We start from the raw sequence: 15,382 nt of genomic DNA, 5'->3' as shown, positions 1-15,382 counted from the left end.
TTCAGATTGGAAGAAGGTGAATCGGTTGGAACACATAAACGAAGAATTGGATTTTCTAAAATCGTTGATTAAAGGCATGGCCAATCATTTTGGGGAAAGTTGTGAAACTGTTTTATTGGATGTATCTAATCCTGAGGAATACGGCAGCGGTTTAATTGTGGCGATTGAAAATGGGCAGATCACTGGCCGGAAGGTGGGGGACACAGGAACCAATTTAGGCTTGGAAGTGTTAAGTGGAAAGGAGAATGACGGTGATAAACACAATTACATGACTCAAACGAAAGACGGAAAGATGCTGAGGTCGACTACGATGTACATACGAAATGATGAGGGAGTACCTATTGGCTGTATTTGTATCAATCTGGATATCACAGATCTTGTTATGGCGGAAAATACAATTAGACAATTCACGAGAACGGATGATATTAATACCGGAGTCAATGAGGTATTCGTAAATAATGTCAATGATGTACTAGAATTGTTAATTCAAGAGGCACAGGATTATGTAGGGAAGCCTGTGGCACGGATGAATAAAGAAGAAAAAATGAAAGGAATTCATTACCTGGATAGAAAAGGAGCTTTTTTAATAAAAAAAGCTGGAGAGACGATTTGTTCGTATTTCAGCATATCTAAATACACCCTTTATAACTATCTTGAGAAATCTCGTGAAAACGACTAAATCTTTAAAGAGCAGGTACCGGTCTTTTGAATGATTATCTTGCACGTATAATAATGCCCTGTTGTTGTGTTTTTTCCAGAATTTGTTGTTTCTAAATGGTTTCTTGACCTACATGAAAATAAAGGAGAGGAAATAATCATGAGTTCAGCGCAATTAACTTATTTATTAGTGTTTCTTGGTTTTCTCATTGCCATGATTGCTGTTGGGATTATCGTCAGCCGAAAAGTGAACAGCGGGGAAGACTTCCTCATGGGCGGACGGGGATTGACTACACCATTATTAATTGGGACGACTCTAGCCACGCTTGTAGGTACAGGATCGAGTATGGGAGCCGTTGGCTTTGGTTTCTCTAATGGCTGGGGTGGAGCTCTTTATGGTATAGGCGGAGCTCTGGGAATGTTTCTCCTGCTTCTCCTATTTGCGGACGTCCGAAAGTATAATTTCATGACTTTTTCTGAAGAGCTGAGCTTTTATTATGGTGCCAATAAATTTGTTAAAGGATTAACTTCCATAATTTTATATGTGGCATGCATTGGCTGGCTTGGTGCTCACATTATTGGCGGCAGTCTTTATCTGAGCTGGATTACAGGGGTTGATCCATTAACTGCTAAGCTGATCGTTGCAGTTGGCTTTGGATTATATACGCTTATCGGTGGATACCTAGCGGTTGTGTACACAGATGTTATCCAGGGAGTGATTTTATTTCTTGGATTTATTTTACTGACCGTACTATCGGTTATTAAAATCGGAGGCATCGGTGATCTCAATGCAAATGTTTCTCCTGAAATGAGTTCATTTTTAGGGCTGGAACAAATCGGTTTCATCCCAGCTTTATCCTTAGCGGTCGTCATTGCAGTAGGCGTGCTGGCCACCCCCTCTTACCGGCACCGGATTTATTCCAGCAATAATGAACGTACGGTTAGAAAAGGGTTTATCATAACTGGAATTCTATTTGCTCTTTTTTCTTTCTTCCCGGCCATTGTCGGTATGGCCGCCAATGTTTTGAACCCTGGCCTGGATTCAGGCTACGCGTTTCCTTATTTAGCTACTGAGGTCTTTCCTATTTGGATCGGAGCCGTAGTACTCATTGCTGGTCTCAGTGCCACCATGTCCTCAGGAAGTTCCGACTTCATTGCTGCTGTCACGATTCTTCTTAGAGATGTGGTTGAAGTTTTTACCGGGAGGCTTCCGAAGAAGGAAAATATGGTTTTATCTTCAAGAATTTCTCTAGTTCTTACCCTTTTGCTGGCTTTGTTTTTTACTTTATTCACCAACAATATCATCACCTATATATCTAATTTTATTTCCACAGTCATGTCAGGGTTATTTATTGCTGCTCTATTAGGAAAGTTTTGGGGCAGAGCAAACTGGCAAGGAGGAATTGCCAGTTTGATAGGAGGTTCACTCACGTCGTTTATTATCTTAAGCAATGAAAGTATGATGGCTTTTTGGGGGAATCCGATACTGCCTTCGCTTTTGATCGCTTTGGCCGCCAACGTAATCATCAGTTTGCTGTTTCCACCGCAGCAAATCACCAGAGAAGAATCCCTTCGATTGCTTGAAGAAGAAAGAACTAGATTAGATGAAGGAACTACGATTACACCCACAGACCATGTCGATGAAAAGTATGTAAAATAGGAGGTTTTCTTTATGCCTGGTACACCTTATATAGAAATTGATGAAAAAATTTTACGAGAAAATATTAGAGAAATGAGTCAATTAGCAAGCAGGAATCAAGTTGCTTTGAGACCCCACATTAAGACGCATAAGATTCCATCTATTGCCAAAATGCAGATTGCTGAGGGAGCAGTGGGGATCACGGTTGCAAAAATCTCAGAGGCAAAAGTAATGGCCAGTTATGGCATAGACGATATCTTTATCGCTTATCCAATCGTCACGGAGGACAAAGTGGAAGAGGTATGCGAGCTCAATAAAAACTTAAAGAATTTGCTCCTTGGTGTAGATAGTATCGAAGGAGCAAGAGCACTTAATCAAGGAGCCGAGAAGGCTCAACAGCATCTGCAAGTCCGATTAGAAATTGATAGTGGGTTGGCACGTACAGGAGTAGATCTTCATCAAGTTACCGAGTTAGCTGGAAAGATCAATGAGATGGAGTATCTGTCGCTGCAAGGAATTTTTACATTTAAAGGACCGGTATTCAAAGGGAAATCGACCACAGATTTACAGCAGGCTGGAATAGAGGAAGGTGAACTCATGGTAGAGGCAGCCGCTCAGCTGAAGCGGGCGGGTATTGAAGTAAAGGACATCAGTGCAGGCTCTACACCAACTGCTTCTTCTGTTTCTACAGTAAAAGGGGTTACAGAAATTCGTCCAGGAACTTACGTATTTAATGATTCCATGCAAGTGAAATTAGGAGTCAGTGATTGGCAGCATTGTGCTGCACAAGTGGTGACTACGGTGGTAAGCCGTCCCACTAATAAACGTGCGGTCATCGATGGGGGCAGCAAAACGTTTGCAACCGACGTACAGCCAGGTCATGCCCCGCTTAATTTAGAGGGTTTTGGCGAGATAATAAATTTCTCAGATTGTGTGTTTGCACGAATGAATGAGGAGCATGGAGTGATTCTAACCGAACATTCCAACCTTCAAATCGGAGACCAGGTTAGAATTATTCCCAATCATATTTGCAGTACCATCAACCTGCATAATTTTGTGTATTTGAATAATGGTGAAATGGAAGTAGAAAAAGTATCCATTGAAGCAAGAGGAAAGCTTCAGTAAAGGAGGGGGAAGATGTTAGATACACTCATTAAAAACGGTAAAATTATTGATGGCTCCGGTAATCCTTGGTTTTACGGAAATGTAGGGATTAAAAATGGGGAAATTGCATCTGTAGGAGCCAGTACTCCTGAAGCTAAGGAAATAGTGGATGCTGAAGGAAATATGGTTGCGCCCGGATTTATTGATGGTCACTGCCATTCGGATCTTATGATTCTTGATTATCCAGAAAGTGAAATTAAACTTCAGCAAGGGGTCACAACAGAAGTAGTCGGGAATTGCGGCTTGGCGCCAGTCCCCGTTAATCCACTGCACAAAATCGATCTGCAGAATTACGTTGAACCTGTGCTGGGAAAGGCGAATAAAGAATGGAAATGGCAGACGATCAGTGACTATTTCCACCAGCTGGATCAAAGCCTGCTGTCGGAAAATATCGCTTCTTATGTAGCACACGGTTCTTTACGGATCGCTGTTATGGGATTTGAGAACAGACCGCCAACTAAAGAAGAAATGAGAGAAATGAAGTTCATCTTGGAGGAAGGCATGAAGGCAGGAGCGATTGGATTGTCCATTGGACTTCTGTATTCTCCAGGGAGTTATGCAGCGAAAGAGGAACTGGCAGAATTATGTCAAGTTGTAGCCAGGTACAACGGGCTTTTTTCGACACATATAAGAGGAGAGGGAAATAATCTTATCCCTTCTGTGAAAGAAGTGATCTGGATTGCTGACAAAGCCAACGTTCCGCTCCATGTAAGTCATTTAAAAGCAGCCGGAAAACGAAACTGGGGCAAAGTGTGCGAGGCTATGGATTTAATTGAACAAGCGCGGAGTAACGGAATGGATGTCACGTGTGATGTGTACCCTTATTCTGCAGGATCTACGATGCTAACGACCTTGCTCCCCCCTTGGTCATTAGAGGGAGGATTAAATTCTGTATTAGGACGGTTAAAGGATCCGAAAGAAAGAATGAAGATCAAGCAGGAGCTTCTTCAAGAGCAGGAGGATTGGGATAACCTCGTTGTTTCTACCGGTTGGGAGAGTGTGATTATTTCCTCCGTCCATTCGCCAGGCTTAAAGAAATTTGAAGGTAAGACGGTGCTAGCGATCAGCGAGGAATCCGGTAAGAATCCAGTAGATCAAGCCCTGGACCTGTTACTCGAAGAAAATGGGAACATAGGAATTGTATTCTTTCATATGGATGAAACAGATATTAAGCACGTTCTTCGCTACCAAAACGCATTAATCGCGTCTGATAGTCTTACTTGCTATACAGGGAAACCACATCCCAGACTTTATGGAACATTTCCTAGAGTCTATTCCAAATATGTGAGGCAGGAAAGCATATTGACGGTTGAAGAAGCAGTAAGAAAAATGACTTCCTTTCCAGCCAGGAGATTCGGTCTTGGTAAACGGGGGTTATTAACCGAAGGCTATGCAGCCGATTTAGTCGTATTTGCTTCTGAAGAAATAAGCGATCAAGCCACCTATGCAGAACCGGCCCACTATCCTGAAGGCGTTGAATACGTTTTTGTAAATGGAAAACTAACGATGAAAGAGAAAACCCATACGTCATTAACGTGTGGCTGTTTTCTTCCACAAGCTTTGTGAGGTGATAAGAGATGATTAATGTAGAAGAAAAAATGAACGACTTGGGAATTCAGCTCCCTGAGGCGCCAAAACCAGGCGCCGTATATGTGCCAGCTAAAACCGTAGGAAACTTAATCTATACTTCCGGACAGGATTGCAGAGTCGATGGTACCTTGCTTTACAAGGGGAAATTAGGTTTGGATTTGACCGTTGACCAAGGCTATGAAGCTGCGAGACAGACCATGGTGAACTGCCTGGCTGTTTTAAAAGCGGAAATTGGAGATTTGGGCAGAGTGAAACAAATAGTGAAATTACTAGCGTTTGTAAATTCTGCTCCCGGGTTTGTAGAACAGCCTTACGTTATCAATGGGGCATCAGAATTACTGGAAGAAATCTTTGGCGATAAGGGTAAGCATGCTCGTTCAGCCATCGCTTCCAATGAGCTTCCCTTCAATACGCCTGTAGAAATTGAAATGATTGTGGAAGTGGAATAATGGAAAAGCCGTCTTAAGTTTTTCCTTTCCGTATTAGTAACCGGTTAATAAAAAAAGAGCGACTGTTTTAAATGGCAGATCTTGATACTCCGGCCCTTCTTATTCGTTTCGAGGATAATGAAGGGCCATTACTATTGCACACGAATGGTAAAGCGGCTGCGGGCTTCATGGCGTTCTATTGTTATGATCGGTTTCAGCTGAATAATGGTCATTTATAACATCTATATGCATGAATACTTGGTCTCTGCCATGGTAAATATGTTCATGCATGGCAGCCCGGGCCCGTTCCGCATCCTGTTCAGTGATGGCTTGTAATATCGTTTTATGCACTTCAAGTGAATGACGAAGCTGCCCCTCGTTAAACCAATAGAAAGAACGAAAGATCAGCGGTATCACAACTACCTTTGAGATATGGGAGTGAATGTGGTGGTTTTTCGATGCTTTTATGACAGCATCATGAAATTGGTGGTTAATCTCCAAAATCTCCTCAATGGTTATTTGGCCGGATGAAAGGTAATTAGTGATAGCTTGGTCATACAAAAGATTCGCTGATTCCATTTCCTCTATATCACGGGCAGTCCGGTGAATCGCTGCCTGAGAGGCGGCATACCCTTCCAGGAGAGTTCTTAACTCATAGATTTGCTGGACGTCCAGTTTTGTAAAATGACGGACACGCACGCCTCTTTTCATCGCTACAGTTAATCCTTCTGCTTCCAATTTTCTTAACGCTTCCCTGATGGGTGTGCGGCTTAACTTCAATTTTTCTGCAAGGTACTCCTCTGTTAAACGCATTTTTGGAGGGAATTCTCCATGCAAAATGGCCGTTTTAATATAATCATATGCATTCATGAACGAATCACCTCTTTTCTATTGTATACAAAAATCATAAAACGCTTCAATGTATGTAGCTGTCACCTGGTCATTTTCCTGTAAAATAAGGGCTTTAACAAAATAGTAATTAAGAAGGTTGAATTATTGTATACAACTTGTTAATCTTGAAGCACAATTTTCCTTAAACCCTTTTACCATCTAAAAAATGAAAGCGTTATCAAAAAATTGAAGACTTCATTGGCTGTATGACGAGAAAGGAAAGGGTGATACAGTTTGGAACAACCACGAGTGAAAGTTTTAGAGTTGGGGAGTTTAATTGCAGGTCCCTTTGCCGTCCGGGAGCCGAAATATCATTCAAGACTTCCAAATGAAAGAAAAGGAAAGGTTGAAGATTCCTGGCGTCGTACCAAAGATGAGTGGAACCCGGGGAGAAACGAAATGGCGTGGGCCGGAGTTAGGCAAACATACAGAAGAAGTTATGCGGGAATGGCTGGATTATGAGCCGGAAAGGATCAGCGAATTAAAAGAAAGAGGTGTCTTATAAGCGGGGGAAGAAACTCTTTCCGCCTTATTTTCTGCTTTTGTTTGTCTGAAAATTATGAAAAATAAGGAGTGATCTGTTCATGAATAAACCAAAGAAGGAACCTGTTAAGAACGGTAAGATATGGATAGTATTTGGCTTGCTGCTAGCGGTCATCACGCCGTGGTATTTTCCCACTGGGTCGTACAAGCCGTTGATTTTCGGCATCCCTTATTGGGCTTTTATTATTATCGGCGGTTCGTTTCTTCTTTCAGCTTTCGTTACCTATGTTCTTAAAAACCATTGGCAGCTGGAAGAAGATGATGAAGAGGAGGCGAAGTAAACGATGGAATTAGCGTTTGCCGGGTGGTCTGGAGTTTTCATTCTATTAATGTATGGTGCGGTTATGCTTGGGGTCGGTGTTTTTACTTATTTAAAAAACAGAAATGTTCACGAAAGTATGGATGAATATTATTTAGGGGGCCGCGGCCTGGGCGTCATGGTACTCTTTTTTACTTTCTTTGCGACACAATACAGCGGAAATACAGTCATCGGCTACCCTGCCACAGCTTACCGGCTCGGCTATGAATACCTTGTTTCTGTGCCTTACTTTATTATGATCATTGTAGTCTATTTGCTATTTGCGCCCAGAATGTATGTGATGGGGAAAAAATACAAGCTTTTGACGCCTGTGGATTGGCTGAATAAGCGGTTTAACTCCAAGTCTGTTTCTATTCTGGCTGCTTTTCTCATGCTCTATGCTCTCGGGAATTATTTACTGGAACAGTTCGTAGCGATCGGCCAAGGTGTCTCCGGATTAACAGGAGGAACGATTCCTTATCAAGTAGGTGTGGTGTTTTTTATCGTCATTATGCTCATCTATGGGTGGCTTGGCGGTATGAGATCTGTAGCCTACACGGATACGATGCAGGGGATTGCTTTATTATTCGGTGTCTTTATGCTTTTAATTGGATCGATTATTTACTTCGGGGGAATCCCGACCGCGTCCGACTATATGGAAGCTTATTCTCCTGAAAAATTGGGGTTCCAAAGGGGCCGGGGGTAGTGAATTGGTTTAGTTTACTTATATTAGTTGGAATTGGGGCCGCGGTGTATCCCCATGCGGTCCAGCGGATTTTTTCAGCAAAGAGCGAGAGGACGCTTAAGCGCTCATTCACCCGAATGGCATGGATGCCTTTTATTACAGCCGGGGTTGTTTTTCTTGTCGGGATTATTGGTGTGTCCGCCTTTCCTGATCTTTCTACGGCCCAGTCGGAACAAATCGTAGGAAAAATGGCCAGTGCTATCGCTAACCATAATCCGGTTTTTTATTGGGCTATGGTACTGTTATTTGGCGGTGTGATCGCGGCCATCGTTTCCACAGCAGACTCCGTCTTATTAACGTTTTCTTCGATCGTTTCGAAAGATTTGTATGGGGGAGTGATCAATCCCGAAGCCTCAGAGCAGAAGAAAATTTTAGCAGGCAAACTTGCAGGCGTGGCTGCTGTTGTGGTACTCGTCATGATCGCCTGGTTCCCTCCGGGGACTCTTTATCAGATTTTTGTGCTGAAATTTGAATTGCTTGTCCAAGTAGCGCCTGCTATGATCATCGGCTTGTATTGGAACAAACTACAAGCAAGAGCAGTTTTTGCAGGGATGATCGTTGGGACAATCTTAGCTTCTACACTGACTTTTGCTGGTATCACTTTCTTAGGCGTATTCAGCGGATTATGGGGTTTAACTGTCAACCTGATCATCTGTACTGTGGGTAGCCTGATTATGAGTGGATCAGCATCTGAATCAGAAGAGTGGGAAGAAAAAGTGGCAGAAATAAAATAAGGAGGAAGGCGTGATCCGAAGGAGGTCGCGCCTTTCGTCTGTCTTCAGGCTTTCATTAAATGCGAAGATCCATGCATTTACAAACTCTTTACTTGCATATATAAGTATATGCTTATATTATAATTATTGAGGTGGTGATGTCATGCAACGGACCGTTATTGAAATAGAAGAAGCGGCGCAGACGCTCAAGCTATTAGGAGACAAAACACGGTTAACGATTGTGGGTCTTCTTAAAGACAATGAATGCTGTGTCTGTGAGTTTGTTGAAGTTTTGAATATGAGTCAGCCTTCGATTAGTCAGCATTTGAGAAAATTAAGAGATACGAAACTGGTCAAAGAAAAAAGGAAAGGGCAGTGGATCTTTTATTCATTGAATACATCTCATGCCGCTTACCCTATTGTAGAGCAAGTATTAGAACATTTACCTGATCAGAGAGAAAAATTAGCGGCATTGGAGAAAGCCGGGCTGCGCATCCGGTGTGAATAGCAGGGAGGTTTAGTGGATTTGGCTATTTTAGCAACAGTGATTTTTATACTTACGTTAGTGTTTGTGATTTGGCAGCCAAGGAATCTTGGGATTGGCTGGTCGGCCTGTGGAGGGGCGGTAATTGCCTTGATCTTCGGGGTCGTCAATATGCATGATGTGTGGGCGGTGGCAGATATTGTTTGGAACGCCACGCTCGCATTTATCGCAATTATTATGATTTCTTTAATCCTTGATGAAATTGGCTTCTTTGAATGGGCCGCCCTTCACATGGCAAGAGTGGCCAAAGGGGACGGAAAGCGTATGTTCGTTTATGTCACTCTGCTCGGGGCGGTTGTGGCCGCTTTATTTGCTAATGACGGAGCCGCCTTAATTCTCACTCCCATCGTACTTGCGATGGTTAGAAATTTAAAATTCAAAGAAGCGATGATTCTCCCGTTTATAATGGCGAGCGGTTTTATAGCGGATACAACTTCGCTTCCGCTCATCGTTAGTAACTTAGTCAATATCGTTTCAGCAGATTTCTTTAATATTGGGTTTATTGAATATGCTTCACGAATGATCGTCCCCAATTTATTTTCTTTAGCTGCAAGTATTCTTGTGTTGTTTCTTTTCTTCAAAAAGAGTATCCCTGATCACTATGAATTGTCCCAGCTAAAAAGTCCAGGTGAAGCGATAAAGGATCACCGGATGTTTCGATTTTCTTGGTTCGTGCTTGCGATTCTGTTAATTGGTTATTTTGCTAGTGAACCGTTAGGAATCCCTGTATCAATCATTGCTGGGCTCGTAGTCGTCTTTTTCTTGCTGATGGCCAGGAGAAGTGCGGCTGTTAAAACAGCAGACGTTGTTAAAGGGGCTCCATGGGCGATCGTGTTTTTCTCACTGGGAATGTACGTGGTCGTTTACGGACTGCGTAACGCAGGATTGACGGACGTGCTGGCTCAGGTGATCCAGTGGACTTCTGAACAAGGGTTGTTTGCAGCGACAATATCCATGGGCTTTATTGCGGCAATCCTGTCTTCTGTGATGAATAATATGCCGACAGTTATGATTGATGCCCTGGCTATTTCGGGTACACATACTAATGGAACAATGAGAGAGGCATTAATTTATGCGAATGTGATTGGCTCGGATCTTGGACCGAAAATCACCCCTATTGGTTCCCTGGCTACACTTCTGTGGCTGCATGTTTTATCTATGAAAGGTGTCCGAATTTCCTGGGGTTATTATTTTAAAATCGGAATTCTTCTTACTGTTCCGACGTTGTTTATCACATTAACAGGCTTATACCTATGGCTGACCATTCTATAACATGACATGATAAAGGAGAATTGAAGATGACCGACAAACCAGTAATTTATTTTCTATGTACAGGGAATTCCTGTCGTAGCCAGATGGCCGAAGGATTTGGAAAAAAATATTTAGGTGACCAATTTGAAGTACTCTCAGCAGGGATTGAGGCTCATGGCCTGAATCCTAACGCTGTCAAGGCCATGGAAGAAGTGGATGTGGCCATCAGCGATCAGGAGTCTTCTGTGATTGATCGCGACATATTGAACAACGCGGCATACGCGATTACGCTTTGCGGAGATGCGAATGATAAATGTCCGATGACTCCGCCTCACGTGACAAGGTTTCATTGGGGGTTTGATGACCCTGCAAAAGCGGAGGGAACGGAAGAAGAAAAATGGGAAGTCTTTCAAAGAGTCCGCGATGAGATCGCTGCTCGTATACAATTATTTGCAAAAGAACAGAAATAATTGACGTGCATTGAACCACACTAAGGATAGAAAATTGAGAGCTCAATTACCAGGCAATGAAATGAGGAGGTTGATGATATGATTCACAAATCAATTATTCTTGGAACCGGTCCAGCCGGATTGACAGCAGCTGTGTACTTGGCGAGAGCAAATATGGAGCCGCTTGTCATTGAAGGACCTGAACCAGGCGGGCAGTTGACATTAACTACAGAAGTGGAAAACTTTCCAGGCTTCCCCGATGGAATCATGGGCCCGGAGCTTATGGATAATATGAAAAAACAAGCCGAGCGATTCGGTGCCTCTTTTAAAAGGGGATGGGTCACAGATGTAAATGTAGATCACCGTCCATTTAGACTAAGTGTAGATGGATTAGGAGAGCTGGAAACGCAAACGTTGATTGTGTCTACCGGGGCTTCTGCCAAGCTGCTGGAAATACCAGGGGAAAAAGAAAATATCGGCAAAGGCGTGAGTACCTGTGCCACTTGTGACGGATTTTTCTTTAGAGGCAAAAAAGTGGTCATTATCGGTGGAGGCGATTCTGCTATGGAAGAGGCGAACTTCTTAACTAAATTCGCAAGCGAAGTCCAAATTGTCCACCGACGTCATGAACTGCGAGCCTCTAAAATTATGCAGGACCGGGCGAAGGCCAATGAAAAAATCACGTGGGCCCTCAATAAAACCCCTGTTGAAATGGTTTCTGACGGAATGAAAATTTCCGGTCTTAAGGTCAAAGATAATGATAGTGGTGAAGAAGAACTGTTAGAGACTGACGGTATTTTCGTCGCTATCGGACATAATCCGAACACAGAATTCCTGAAAGGAAAGCTCAACATGGATGAGAAAGGGTATATTCTTGTGGATCCGGGCACGACGGATACGAATGTCCCCGGCGTTTTTGCCTGCGGAGATGTACAGGACCAGAAATACCGCCAAGCCATTACTGCGGCTGGTACAGGATGCATGGCTGCAATGGATACAGAACGCTTCCTTGAAGGCGAAGCATCTATTGATTGGAGTGAAACCTTAAACAAATAAGGTTTAAAAATGAAACAGAAATAATTTCAGGTTGTCGAGGTAAGTCTCGGCATCCTGATTTTTTATTGTTTCAAATGAAAGAGGAAGGATAATGACGATTCATCTCGAATGAGAGTAATAATTGGCAGAAAGGCCCAAGTGTTCAAAGGAGGAACGTATGAGAAACTATAAAATTGCAGTGATTCCTGGTGACGGAATTGGAAAAGAAGTCGTTCCAGTGACGATGGATGTACTTAACCATGCAGCCGAGTGTTTTCAAGATGCAGCCTTTACTTTTACGGAGTTTCCCTGGGGATGTGATTATTACCTGGAGCATGGAAAGATGATGGATGATGACGGCATAGAGCAGCTGGAGGAATTCGATGCGATTTTATTAGGGGCGGTGGGAGATCCTGAACGCGTCCCCGATCATATATCGTTATGGGGATTATTGATTAAGATCCGCCGGTCTATGGAACAGTCGTTGAACATCCGCCCTGCAAAATTTTTTAAAGGACTGGCTTCTCCGCTTGCCGATCCACGGGATTTCGACATTATGGTTGTAAGAGAAAATAGTGAGGGTGAATACAGTGAAGCAGGCGGACGCATACATAGAGGTCAAGATGAACTTGCTATTCAAAATGCAGTTTTTACCCGGAAAGCTTCAGAACGCGCGATCCGTTATGGATATCAGCTGGCAGGAGAACGAAAGGGAAAGTTAACGAGTGCTACAAAATCGAATGGCATTGTACATTCCATGCCGTTTTGGGATGAAATTTTTAAAGAAGTCAGTCAGGAATTTCCAAATGTGGAGGCGACTCAGCAGCACATAGATGCTTTAGCAGCTTTTATGGTTTCGAAGCCCCATGAATTTGACGTCATTGTTGCCAGTAACTTGTTTGGAGATATTCTAACAGATCTTGGAGGAGCAATCATGGGCAGTATAGGAATTGCGCCGGCCGCCAACTTGAATACGAACGGGGATCATCCATCTATGTTTGAACCTGTGCATGGATCAGCTCCCGATATATATGGACAAGGCATTGCCAACCCTCTTGGACAGATTTGGACGGCAAAAATGATGCTGGATCATCTTGGAGAATTTAAGATGGGGGAAAGCATTCTTGATGCAATTGAGTCAACGACAGCCGCTGGAATTAAAACTCAGGATATTGGAGGGGATTCCTCTACCGTTGAAGTAGCGAGGGAAGTGTGTGACCGGATAAAGTTTAAAGAGTGATGTCCAGGGAAAATGTTAACTAAACCGTTAAATCAGGAGGTTACTGATGTTTACCTTGCTTCCTAGTGAAGATCGTTCCACAATTGCTGTTGAGATCAACGGAGATGTAAAGGAAGAAGATGCGGAAAAGCTTGATCAGCACTTGCAAACGGCCTTTGGCGATGAAAAACCTTTCAATATTCTGGCAGTGGTCCATGATATTGGCCAAACCTCAGTGAAAGGGGTTATTGAAGCGTCCAAGGTTGATGCTAAACGGTGGGATCAGTTCGAAAAGTGTGCGATAGTAAGTGACAAGAATTGGATAGAGTTATCTTCGAAAGCGGGAAACTTTCTGCCCGGAGTGTCGATTAAGCATTTTGAAACTATAGAGGATGAATGGAACTGGATTAAGTAGCAAAAGCCCCTGTTATTTTATTTAAAAAATAGCAGGGGTTTTTTATGGTCGATTGAAACAATGAATCCCGGGAAGGTTCTGTAAGCTTTTTTATTCATAAGATTCGTGTCGTTAACGCAATATAACGATAGATGGTCAGTAGGAGGAAAAGAGGTTATGAAATTGAAAGCTGCAGAATTGTTGATTAAGTGTTTGGAAAAAGAAGGAGTGAAGTACATATTCGGTGTTCCGGGAGAAGAGAATATCGATTTAATGGATGCTGTTCTTAATTCGAACATTGAATTTATTGTGACCCGTCACGAGACGAGTGCTGCTTTTATGGCGGGCACTTATGGAAGGCTGACCGGAAGACCGGGTGTCTGTTTATCTACTCTTGGACCAGGTGCGACCAACTTGCTTACCGGAGTTGCGAACGCGAATATGGATCACTGTCCACTAATTGCGATTACAGGACAGGCAGGATTAAACCGTCAGCATAAAATTTCACACCAGTACTACGATCTTGTTAATATTTATGAACCTGTGACGAAGTGGAACGCCCAAATTAAAACCGCAGACATCATTCCGGAGGTCGTTAGAAAAGCTTATCAACTAGCGATGCAGGAAAAGCCCGGGGCTACTCATATTGATCTCCCTGAAGACGTAGCAGGCATGGAAGTCGATGCCCTCCCTCTTGAAATTACAGGTCATTCGCTGCCACAGGCTGACGAGACCATCATCGAAAAGGCGGCTGCGTTAATTTCGAATGCCTCTTACCCTTTGATTCTTGCAGGCAATGGCATCACGAGAGGCGGGGCCGCAGAACGGCTGCGCCAATTTGTCCAAAAAACCAACATCCCTGTCGTGCATTCTTTTATGGGGAAAGGAGCAGTCTCCTGGGAAAATGAGTTGAGCTTACTGACTGCAGGTTTAAGTGGAAAAGATTATATAACGTGTGGTTTTAAACAATCGGATCTGATCATTACCATCGGTTTCGATATGGCCGAAACGCCGCCGGAGAATTGGAATCCAGATGGGAAGACTCCTATTTTGCATATGGACACGGAAGAAGCTGAGATCGATGATCATTACCCTGTAGCGTTAAATGTAGTGGGTGATATCAAAGAAAATCTGGATCAGCTGATTCATGTACTGCCCGAAAAAGAACGGGAGCTTGACTGGGCGCGTGCGATACGAAGTCAGGCTCTGGCGGAACTGGACATGTTCAGAGAAGACCAAGGATTCCCGGTCAAGCCGCAAAAAATTATTTACGATCTCCGTGCGGTTTTAAAAGAAGACGATATCGCCATTTCTGATGTGGGCGCTCATAAAATGTGGATGGCGCGCATGTATCATACAGCCCTGCCTAATACGTGCCTGATTTCAAACGGTCTTGCTTCCATGGGAGTTGCCGTTCCGTCTGCGATTGCCGCAAAAATGGTGCACCCTGACAAGAATGTCGTAGCTGTTTGCGGAGATGGTTCTTTTTTAATGACAGGAGCTGAACTTGAAACGGCTGCCAGGCTGAATCTCCCCATTATTATTTTGCTGTGGCGCGATGAAGGATACGGGTTAATCGAATGGCACCAGTTGAAAAAATTTCAGCGTCCTTCCCATATCCGATTTGGAAATCCGGACTTCGTGCAGCTCGCGGAATCATACGGGTTTGCGGGAATAAGAATCGAATCAGCAGAGGAGCTCAAGCCAGCCTTGAAAAGAGCAATTGGACTTCACAAGCCGGTATTGATCGATTGTCCTGTCGATTACCGGGAAAATATGAAATTAACTGAGAAACTAAAAGACATTACGTGTGAATGAGGTG

The 15,382-nt window shown here is 43.3% G+C and carries 17 protein-coding genes; 16 read left to right on the top strand and 1 reads right to left on the bottom strand.

Annotation, left to right across the window (positions count from 1 at the left end):
* The first annotated feature begins 25 nt into the window (after nucleotides 1–25).
* From MUN89_RS20465 to MUN89_RS20445, 5 genes are all read left to right on the top strand, one after another.
* Complete coding sequence (locus MUN89_RS20465; protein ID WP_244709964.1) at nucleotides 26–679, top strand: helix-turn-helix transcriptional regulator; 654 nt, start codon at nucleotides 26–28, stop codon at nucleotides 677–679.
* Between the two features lie 138 nt (nucleotides 680–817).
* A complete protein-coding gene (locus MUN89_RS20460; protein ID WP_244709963.1) occupies nucleotides 818–2,317 on the top strand; it encodes a sodium:solute symporter family protein in 1,500 nt (499 codons plus the stop codon).
* 12 nt (nucleotides 2,318–2,329) lie between these two features.
* The gene (locus tag MUN89_RS20455) at nucleotides 2,330–3,421 is read left to right on the top strand and encodes an alanine racemase (protein WP_244709961.1); all 1,092 of its coding nucleotides are present in this window, start codon (nucleotides 2,330–2,332) and stop codon (nucleotides 3,419–3,421) included.
* 12 nt (nucleotides 3,422–3,433) lie between these two features.
* Nucleotides 3,434–5,026, top strand: a complete 1,593-nt coding sequence (locus MUN89_RS20450) for an N-acyl-D-amino-acid deacylase family protein (protein WP_244709959.1) — start codon at nucleotides 3,434–3,436, stop codon at nucleotides 5,024–5,026.
* A gap of 11 nt (nucleotides 5,027–5,037) precedes the next feature.
* On the top strand, nucleotides 5,038–5,499 hold the full coding sequence (locus tag MUN89_RS20445; protein WP_244709958.1) for a RidA family protein: 462 nt from the start codon (nucleotides 5,038–5,040) through the stop codon (nucleotides 5,497–5,499).
* A 165-nt stretch (nucleotides 5,500–5,664) separates the two neighbouring features.
* Here the strand turns inward: MUN89_RS20445 and MUN89_RS20440 are convergent, their stop codons facing one another.
* Entirely contained in the window at nucleotides 5,665–6,348 is a 684-nt protein-coding gene (locus tag MUN89_RS20440) for a GntR family transcriptional regulator (RefSeq protein ID WP_244709956.1), read from the bottom strand.
* Between the two features lie 394 nt (nucleotides 6,349–6,742).
* Here MUN89_RS20440 and MUN89_RS21890 point away from each other — a divergent pair, with 394 nt between their 5' ends.
* The 11 genes from MUN89_RS21890 to MUN89_RS20395 all read left to right on the top strand — a co-directional run bounded on the left by MUN89_RS21890 (nucleotide 6,743) and on the right by MUN89_RS20395 (nucleotide 15,378).
* Nucleotides 6,743–6,874 (top strand): hypothetical protein, encoded by a 132-nt coding sequence (locus MUN89_RS21890; protein ID WP_256464007.1) that lies wholly within the window; start codon nucleotides 6,743–6,745, stop codon nucleotides 6,872–6,874.
* A gap of 79 nt (nucleotides 6,875–6,953) precedes the next feature.
* Nucleotides 6,954–7,193, top strand: a complete 240-nt coding sequence (locus MUN89_RS20435) for a hypothetical protein (protein ID WP_244709954.1) — start codon at nucleotides 6,954–6,956, stop codon at nucleotides 7,191–7,193.
* Between the two features lie 3 nt (nucleotides 7,194–7,196).
* A complete protein-coding gene (locus MUN89_RS21885; RefSeq protein ID WP_256464006.1) occupies nucleotides 7,197–7,916 on the top strand; it encodes a sodium:solute symporter family transporter in 720 nt (239 codons plus the stop codon).
* The gene (locus MUN89_RS21880) at nucleotides 7,916–8,689 is read left to right on the top strand and encodes a sodium:solute symporter family transporter (RefSeq protein WP_256464005.1); all 774 of its coding nucleotides are present in this window, start codon (nucleotides 7,916–7,918) and stop codon (nucleotides 8,687–8,689) included. The genes MUN89_RS21885 and MUN89_RS21880 overlap by 1 nt, the downstream gene beginning before the upstream one ends.
* Before the next feature lie 142 nt (nucleotides 8,690–8,831).
* Nucleotides 8,832–9,176 carry an ArsR/SmtB family transcription factor gene (locus MUN89_RS20425; protein ID WP_244709952.1) on the top strand — a complete coding sequence of 115 codons (345 nt, stop codon included), beginning with the start codon at nucleotides 8,832–8,834 and terminating at the stop codon, nucleotides 9,174–9,176.
* A gap of 12 nt (nucleotides 9,177–9,188) precedes the next feature.
* On the top strand, nucleotides 9,189–10,484 hold the full coding sequence (locus tag MUN89_RS20420) for an arsenic transporter (protein WP_244709950.1): 1,296 nt from the start codon (nucleotides 9,189–9,191) through the stop codon (nucleotides 10,482–10,484).
* A gap of 26 nt (nucleotides 10,485–10,510) precedes the next feature.
* Nucleotides 10,511–10,933 (top strand): arsenate reductase (thioredoxin), encoded by a 423-nt coding sequence (gene arsC / locus MUN89_RS20415; protein WP_244709948.1) that lies wholly within the window; start codon nucleotides 10,511–10,513, stop codon nucleotides 10,931–10,933.
* A gap of 81 nt (nucleotides 10,934–11,014) precedes the next feature.
* Entirely contained in the window at nucleotides 11,015–11,968 is a 954-nt protein-coding gene (gene trxB / locus MUN89_RS20410; protein WP_244713973.1) for a thioredoxin-disulfide reductase, read from the top strand.
* A gap of 157 nt (nucleotides 11,969–12,125) precedes the next feature.
* Nucleotides 12,126–13,187, top strand: a complete 1,062-nt coding sequence (locus tag MUN89_RS20405; RefSeq protein ID WP_244709946.1) for a tartrate dehydrogenase — start codon at nucleotides 12,126–12,128, stop codon at nucleotides 13,185–13,187.
* 46 nt (nucleotides 13,188–13,233) lie between these two features.
* Nucleotides 13,234–13,581, top strand: a complete 348-nt coding sequence (locus MUN89_RS20400; protein WP_244709944.1) for a SpoIIAA family protein — start codon at nucleotides 13,234–13,236, stop codon at nucleotides 13,579–13,581.
* A gap of 156 nt (nucleotides 13,582–13,737) precedes the next feature.
* A complete protein-coding gene (locus MUN89_RS20395; protein ID WP_244709942.1) occupies nucleotides 13,738–15,378 on the top strand; it encodes an acetolactate synthase large subunit in 1,641 nt (546 codons plus the stop codon).
* Nucleotides 15,379–15,382: the final 4 nt, after the last annotated feature.

Source organism: Halobacillus salinarum (assembly GCF_022919095.1).
Taxonomy (GTDB): Bacteria; Bacillota; Bacilli; order Bacillales; family Halobacillaceae; genus Halobacillus_B; species Halobacillus_B salinarum.
This window is presented reverse-complemented; position numbering and strand designations above follow the sequence as displayed.